The 7,175-nt window shown below is 75.1% G+C and carries 3 protein-coding genes and 1 pseudogene; 1 reads left to right on the forward strand and 3 read right to left on the reverse strand.

The window, feature by feature from the left end; all coding sequences use genetic code 11:
* The 3 genes and pseudogenes from ACWGJO_RS40370 to ACWGJO_RS40380 form a co-directional block, all read right to left on the reverse strand.
* Positions 1 to 181: pseudogene (locus ACWGJO_RS40370) on the reverse strand (hypothetical protein); the annotation flags it as partial.
* A gap of 106 nt (positions 182 to 287) precedes the next feature.
* Positions 288 to 1,148: a leucyl/phenylalanyl-tRNA--protein transferase gene (locus ACWGJO_RS40375; RefSeq protein WP_452190771.1), complete on the reverse strand. Its 861-nt coding sequence runs from the start codon at positions 1,146 to 1,148 to the stop codon at positions 288 to 290.
* The gene (locus ACWGJO_RS40380) at positions 1,145 to 4,510 is read right to left on the reverse strand and encodes an amino acid adenylation domain-containing protein (RefSeq protein WP_452190773.1); all 3,366 of its coding nucleotides are present in this window, start codon (positions 4,508 to 4,510) and stop codon (positions 1,145 to 1,147) included. Before ACWGJO_RS40380 ends, ACWGJO_RS40375 begins: the two co-directional genes overlap by 4 nt.
* A gap of 276 nt (positions 4,511 to 4,786) precedes the next feature.
* Here ACWGJO_RS40380 and ACWGJO_RS40385 point away from each other — a divergent pair.
* Positions 4,787 to 7,175: diguanylate cyclase domain-containing protein (locus ACWGJO_RS40385; protein WP_452190775.1), on the forward strand; the 2,389-nt coding region annotated here is incomplete at its 3' end.

Raw genomic sequence — 7,175 nt, forward strand, 5'->3', positions numbered from 1 at the left:
GCGGGGCGGCGGCCGGGCCGGCCCCGGCGGCGGTCGCGGCCGGGTCGGCGACGGTGGCGGCGGCCGGTGCGGCACCGATCCGGGGGGTACCGGGGCTGGTCGGCCCGCACGCGGCGGCCCCGGCGAGGACGAGGGTGAGGACGGCGGGGCCGGCGGCCCTGCCTATGGAGCTCTTGAACACGCGGCGTCATGTTACTGACGAGGAATAACTTTGTCGAAGGCAGGCCAAAAAGCCGGACCGATCAGGTTTAACCGCAGGTCATCCGAGGTTCGTCAGAGTGGAGGGATCAGCCGGGCGAACCTGGCCGTCCCAGCCGCGCCGCCGGCAGCGGCGACCCGTCCAGCGCACCGACCCCGCCCATGCCCCTGTCCGCGCCCCTGTCCGTGTCCTCGTTGTCGCCCTCACCCGAGAGCACGGCGAGGTACCGCGAGCGCGCTATCGGTTCCGCCCCGAGGCTCCGCACGTGCGGCCCGTCCCACTGCGCGTCGAGCAGCCGCCCGCCCACCGCACCAAACCTCGCCCCGAGATCGGCGACGGCGACCCGGGCGGCGTCCGGGCGGCGGTGGAACATCGAGTCCAGGCTCAGCACCGGGCCGACCACCACCCCGAACACGCCGCCGATCAGCTCCTCCCCCTCCCACACCTCGCCGCTGTGCGCCGCCCCCAGCCCGTGCAGCTTCATCAGTGCCGCCACCAACTCCTCCGTGAGCCAGACCGGTTGACGCCCTTCGGCACACGCAGCCAGCACCTGCCCGAAGGCCCGGTCCGCGCTCGTCCACCACGAGGACCGGTTGCGCAGCCGCCGCTCCAGCCGCCTCCCGAGCCGGACGCCGTCGGGCACGATCACCGGCCGCGGGTCGGGCGACCACCAGGCCAGCGCGTACGGGTCCGTCCCGCCCGGCAGCAGCGCCACCTCGCCCGCCTCGACGGCGTCCCCGTACAGCGCCTCGCTGTACGCGCTCGCGTACACGTCCGAGGCCGGCAGCGGGAACAGCCCGCGCCGGTACGCCGACAGAAGTTCTCCGGGCCCGAGCGACCCGCCGAAGGCCACCGGGCCGTCGCCGGCGCCGAGCCGCCCGCCCAGCGCCTCGAAGAGGCTCGCGCCGGAAAGGCTCCCCTCGGCACGGCCCCCCTCGGAGCGGCTCACGGCGACGCCGCCCGCAGGAAGCCCTCCCGCTCCAGCCCCGCCAGGTAGTGGTCGATCAACCCGGCCTCCACCGGCGGCAGTTCGATCCCGCTCCCGGCCAGCGCCGCGTCCGCGTTGACCCGCTCGAACAGCGGGAACGTCGGCCGGAAGTACATCTCGCTGATCGACAGTTCCGCCCCCGGCGCGCGGTCCACGAACAGCGGGACGAACGGTGCGATCGGGTGCGTCGGGTTCCCGGCGGCGAACCGGACCAGCCGCCGCACCCAGTCCCCGTACGGCAGTGGGGCGATCCGGTGGCCGCGCGCCCGCAGCCGCTCGGCGAGGTCGGCGAGGACGCCCGGCTGCGGGGAGGTGAGGTGGTAGACCTCGCCGGCGGCCGGTGCGTGGGCGGCGATGTGGGCGACGGCCCGGGAGAAGCGGTCGGCGGGGACGAAGTCGAGCAGCAGCTGCACGTCCGGGCAGGTCCCGCTGTCGGCCAGGTAGGCGATCAGCGCGCACAGTTCGGTGCCGGTGTTCATCGCCCCGTCCGCGAGGTCCCCGGTGACGTCGTTGGTGCGCAGCACGGTGACCGGCAGGCCGGCGGCGGCCGCGTTGTGCAGCAGCTGTTCGGCGACCCACTTGCTCTCGACGTAGCCGACGCCGAGCCGTTCCGGGTGGGCGAGCGGGGTCCGCTCGGTGACCTTCGGGACGCCGGCCGCGCCGAAGCCGGCCAGGACGGCGAGGGTGGAGAGGTAGTGCACGGGGATGCCCCGGCTGTGCCCGGCGAGCCGGACGACCTCCCGGGTGCCGCCGACGTTGGGGCGGCGCAACTGGTGGTACGGGTAGAGGAAATTGACCTGCCCGCCGAGGTGGTGGATCGCGTCGAGGTGCCCGGCCAGCCAGTCGAACCGGTGGTCCGTCAGCCCGAGTGCGGGCCGGGTGAGGTCGCCGACCAGCGGCACCACCCGCCGGTCGGCGAGGTCGTGCCGCAGGAAGCGCTGCTGCGCCGCCCGCAGCCGTTCCAGCGCGTGCTCCTCGTCGGGCGCGCGGACCAGGCAGTGGATGCGGGCCCGGGTGGTGGCGAGCAGCGCGTGCAGCAGGTGGGCGCCGCAGAAGCCGGTGGCGCCGGTGAGCAGGAGCTCGGCGGGCTCGGCCCGGGAGGGCGCCGGGCTCCAGGACTGCCGGAGGTCGTCGGTGAGCCGGGCCTCCGCGAACCAGTCGACGCCGGCGTCCCGTTCGGCGCCTGCGGGGCCCTCCGTGCGCGCCGCCCGCAGGGCGCCCGCGAAGGCGTGCAGGACGGGTTCACGCAGCAGTGCCCGGGTGAGCGCCCGCACCTGCCCGACGTCGATGCCGAACATGATCCGGGCCCGCGCCAGCATCTCCATCGCGAGCAGCGAGGTGCCGCCGAGTGCGAAGAAGTCGCCGTCCGGGCCGACGTGTTCGACGCCGAGCAGCTCCGCCCACAGCTGCCCGACGGCCGCCTCGACCGCGTCGGCACCGGACGCACCGGACGCACCGGACGCACCCGCTCCGGCCGGAGCGGTCGGAGCAGCCGGGCCGGGCGGACCACCCGGACCGACCGGGCGCACCGGCGCGTGCGGCAGCCGCCGCCGGTCGATCTTCCCCGCCGCCGTCAGCGGCATCGCCGCCAGCGGCACGAAGTCGGCCGGCACCAGGTACTCCGGCAGCCGCTCGGCCAGGAACGCCCGGATCCCCCGCGCCCCGCCGGCCGCCCCGGGGGCGAGCGTGTAGTAGGCCGTGAGCGTGCGGCTGCCGTCCGCCGCCTCCCCGTCGGCCGCGATCCGGGCCTGCCGGACGTCCGGGTGGGCGGCCAGGACGGCCTCGATCTCGGCCGGGTCCACCCGGTGCCCGCGCACCTTCAGCTGGTCGTCGAAGCGCCCGAGGATCTCCAGCTGCCCGTCGGCCCGCCACCGTCCGGCGTCGCCGGTTCGGTACATCCGCTCGCCGGGCAGCGGCGCGTACGGGTCGGGCAGGAAGGACTCGGCGGTGAGCCCGGCCTGCCGCCAGTAGCCGCGGGCCAGGCCGGGCCCGCCGAGGTGGATCTGCCCCTTCTCCCCGGGCCGGACGGGGCGCAGCCGGGCATCGAGCACGTGCACCCGCACTCCGGGCAGTGGCCGGCCGATCGGTACGGGCGCGGCGGAGCCGCCCGGTCCCGCCGGGCCCGGGCCGGTGGCGCCCCCGCCGAGGAGGTCGGCCGTGACCTCGCAGAGCGTCGAGGTGACGGCCGCCTCGGTGACCCCGTACGCGTTGAGCAGCCGGGCGCCGGGCAGCCGCTCCAGGCAGCGGCGGCAGTCGGCGGCGTCCACGACGTCCCCGCCGAGCACGACCAGCCGCAGTTCCCAGGGGCCGGGCCCGCCGGGCGGGAGCAGGTCGAGCAGGTGGTGCCAGTAGGCGGGGGTGAGGTCGGCGACGGCCAGGCCCAGCCCGGGCAGCCGACCGGCCAGTTCGGTGGGCGCCCAGGTGCCGCCCGCGTCCCCGCCGCCGCCCAGCACGACGGTCGCGCCCGCGAGCAGGGCGCCGAACACCTGCTCCAGCGCGGTGTCGGAGCCCAGCGCGGCCAGTTGCAGGACGCGTTCGCCGGGGCGCAGCCGGTAGGCGTGGACGATCCGGTCGAGGGTGAACAGCAGCGCACGGTGGGTGACGGGCACGCCTTTGGGGCGGCCGGTCGTGCCGGAGGTGTAGATCAGGTAGGCGAGGTCGTCGGGGACGGCGCCGTCGTCGCCCAGGAACTCGCCGGAGCCGCCGCCCCCCGGTCCGAGTACGGGTACCCGGGAGGTCCCCGGGAAGCCGTCGCCGTCCGCGACCACCACCCGGGCCCCGCAGTCCTCGACGAGCCCGGCCAATCGTCGCCGCGGGTGTGCCGGGTCCAGTGGCAGGAAGGCCCCGCCGGCCTTGAGCACGGCCAGCCAGGCGGTCACCAGCCCGGCCCCGCGTTCCAGGCAGACCGGCACGACCTGCTCGGGGCCGACTCCGCGGGCCCGGAGTGCGGCGGCCAACCGGTCGCTGCGCAGGTCGAGTTCGCGGTAGCTCAGCGTGGCGTCGGCGGCAATGACGGCGACCGCCTCCGGGTCGTGCGCCGCCCGCGCACGGAACAGTCCGTGCACCGTGTCGGCGAATCCGGCCGCCGCCCGCCGTACGGGGGCGCCGTCGGGGAAACCCAGTTCGGCGGGGCGCCACTCGCGTTCCACCCGGTCCCGGCAGTCGGCCCGCCCGGCCGGTCCGTGGACCTGCCGCCAGCCGGCCGGGACGGTCAAGCCCCCGGGCCAGATCGCATACTGACCGTTGTCGTTGCGGACCACGGCGTGACGGTCGGAGCTCACATCCGTACGTACGCCCTGTGCGCTGTCTACTGCGTCGTCCACCGGCTTGACCTCGTGCTGTGGCGGCAGAATGCTGGGGAGTGCGACATTTCCGACTATACGCACTCCCGCCCCGTCGAGGCCGTCCGGTCACACCCCCACCGGACGCCTCGCTGCTGCGCGAAAGCGCCCACCCCGTCCCACCCCGGGCCGGCCCGTACGCCTCGCCCGCCAGTCCTCGCCCGAACTCCCCCGCCCGACCGGCGGGGTGGTGTCGCGGAGGAGGTAGCCTCGTTGACTCGCCGGCGCCAACGCCTGATGGTGTGTTATCTGCTCTGGATGGTGCTGTTCACCGGCATCTACTACGCGAATCCGAGCCAGCGGATCATCTGGTGGACGGGCATCGGCCTCGGCGGCGTCGCCGCGATCGTGGTCGGCGTGCGTCTCAACCGGCCCGCGCACGCGCGCTTCTGGTACGTGCTGGCGCTCGCCAACCTCAGCTTCACCGTGGGCGAGGTGATCCAGGCCGTCCAGTTGGACATCCTGCACCTGCCCAACCCGTTCCCGTCCGTCGCGGACGGCTTCTACCTCGCCGAGTACGTGCTGTACGCGGTCGGCGTGCTGGGCTTCATCCGCTGGCGCACGGCCCGTCAGGACCGCGCCGGGCTGCTGGACGCCCTCATCCCCACCATCGGACTGGCCCTGCTCGCCTGGATCTACCTGATCCTCCCGTACGCCCGGAACCCGGACCTCGACTGGTTCCAGAAGGCCGTCTCGATCGCCTACCCGCTCGGCGACGTGGTCGTGCTCGCCCTGCTGCTGCGCCTGCTGACCCCGCGCGGGGGCAACTCCCGCTCGCTGCAGCTGCTCGCCGTCGGCTCGCTCGGCCTCCTGGTCTCCGACGTGCTGTACGGGCTGATCCAGCTGCACGGCAGCTGGCACATCGGCACGCCCGTCGAACTCGGCTGGGCCGCCTTCTACACCGCCTGGGGCGCGGCGGCGCTGCACCCGTCGATGGTTGAGCTGACCCGTCCGGTGCCCACCCAGCAGCCGGACCTGAGCACCGCCCGGCTGGTGCTGCTCACCCTCGCCTCGCTGATCGCCCCGGCGATCCTGATCATCGAGGCGCTGGCCGGCAACACCGGCAACGCGGGCGTGATCGGCGCGTTCTCCGCGCTGCTCTACCTGCTGGTGCTGGCCCGGCTGGCGGTGGTCGTCTCCGACCGCCGGCAGGCCGTCGCCCGCGAGCGGACGCTGCGCGAGGCGGGCGCCCGGCTGACCGCGGCCGTCACGGTGGAGGAGGTCGCGGACGCCGTCCAGTCCGCCGCGTCCACGCTGATGCCGGCCGAGGCCGGACACGTCGCACTGCTCGCGGTGACCGAGGAGGGCGTGCTGCACGTGCGGCACGCCGGGAGCGGCTCCGCCCGGCAGGCCCCGCAGGACGCCGCGCCGTCCGAGCAGGTGCTGGAACTCGCCGCCGCCCGGGAGACCCTGCTGCTGCCCGTGGCCGCCCTGGGCCTGGACGCCGCCCCGCCCACCCCGTCGAAGCCCGGCCCGTCCAAACCCGGCACGTCCAAACCCGGCCCCGCGCGGTCCGCCGCCGCGAAGCCCGGCGCCAAGCTCGGCGCGAAGCCCGGCGGCAACCGGCGCACCCGCCTCCGCAGCGGCATGCCGTACGCCCTGGTCTGCCCGCTCACCCTCGCCGAGCGCCCCTCCGGCGATCCGCTGATCGGCGCGCTCATCGTCACCGGCACCGAGCAGGAGCTGACCAGCCTCTGGAGCTCGCTGGAGATCCTCGCCGCGCAGGCGGCCCTCGCGGTCGAGCGCTTGGTGCTGAGCCGGGAGGTCATCCGCCGCAACAGCGAGCTGTACTTCCGCACCCTGGTGCAGAACGCCAGCGACGTCATCCTGATCCTCGACGCCGACGACGGCGTGCGCTACGCCTCCCCGTCCGCCGAGACGGTGCTCGGCCACCCGAACCTGGCCGGCACCCTGCTGACCGACCTGGTCCCGCCCGAGGACAGCCGGGAGGTCGGCAAGGCGCTGGCCCGGATGCGCGGGACCGCCGACCAGCCCCGGGCGGAGCAGCCGCGCGAGCACTGGCGGCTGCTGCGCCAGGACCGCACCCCGATCGAGGCCGAGGTCCGCTTCAACGACCTGCGCGCGGACCCGACCGTGGGCGCCCTGGTACTCACCCTGCGCGACGTGACCGAGCAGCGGCAGATGGAGCGCGAGCTGACCCACCGGGCCTTCCACGACTCGCTGACCGGCCTGGCCAACCGGGTGCTGTTCCTGGACCGGGTCGGCCACGCCCTCTCCCGGGGCGAGCGCAGCGGAGCCGTCACGGGGGTGCTGTTCATCGACCTGGACGACTTCAAGGTGGTCAACGACACCCAGGGCCACGCGGTCGGCGACGAGCTGCTGGTCGCGGTCTCGCTGCGGGTCTCCACCGCGCTGCGCGCCTCGGACACAGCCGCCCGCCTCGGCGGCGACGAGTTCGCGGTGCTGGTGGAGGACGCGCGGCAGCCCGCCGACGTGGACACCATCGCGTCCGGGGTGCTGGCGGTGTTCGCCGAGCCGTTCAAGCTCAAGTCGGGCGCGGTGCGGGTGACGGCCAGCATCGGCGTGGCGACCACCCAGGACACCGAGGACGCCACCCACCAGCTCACACACCCCCACCAAGCGCTCTACTCCCCCAACGCGCCCCACCCCCGACAAACTCGCCACT

The sequence above is a fragment of the Kitasatospora sp. NPDC054795 genome, assembly GCF_053611565.1.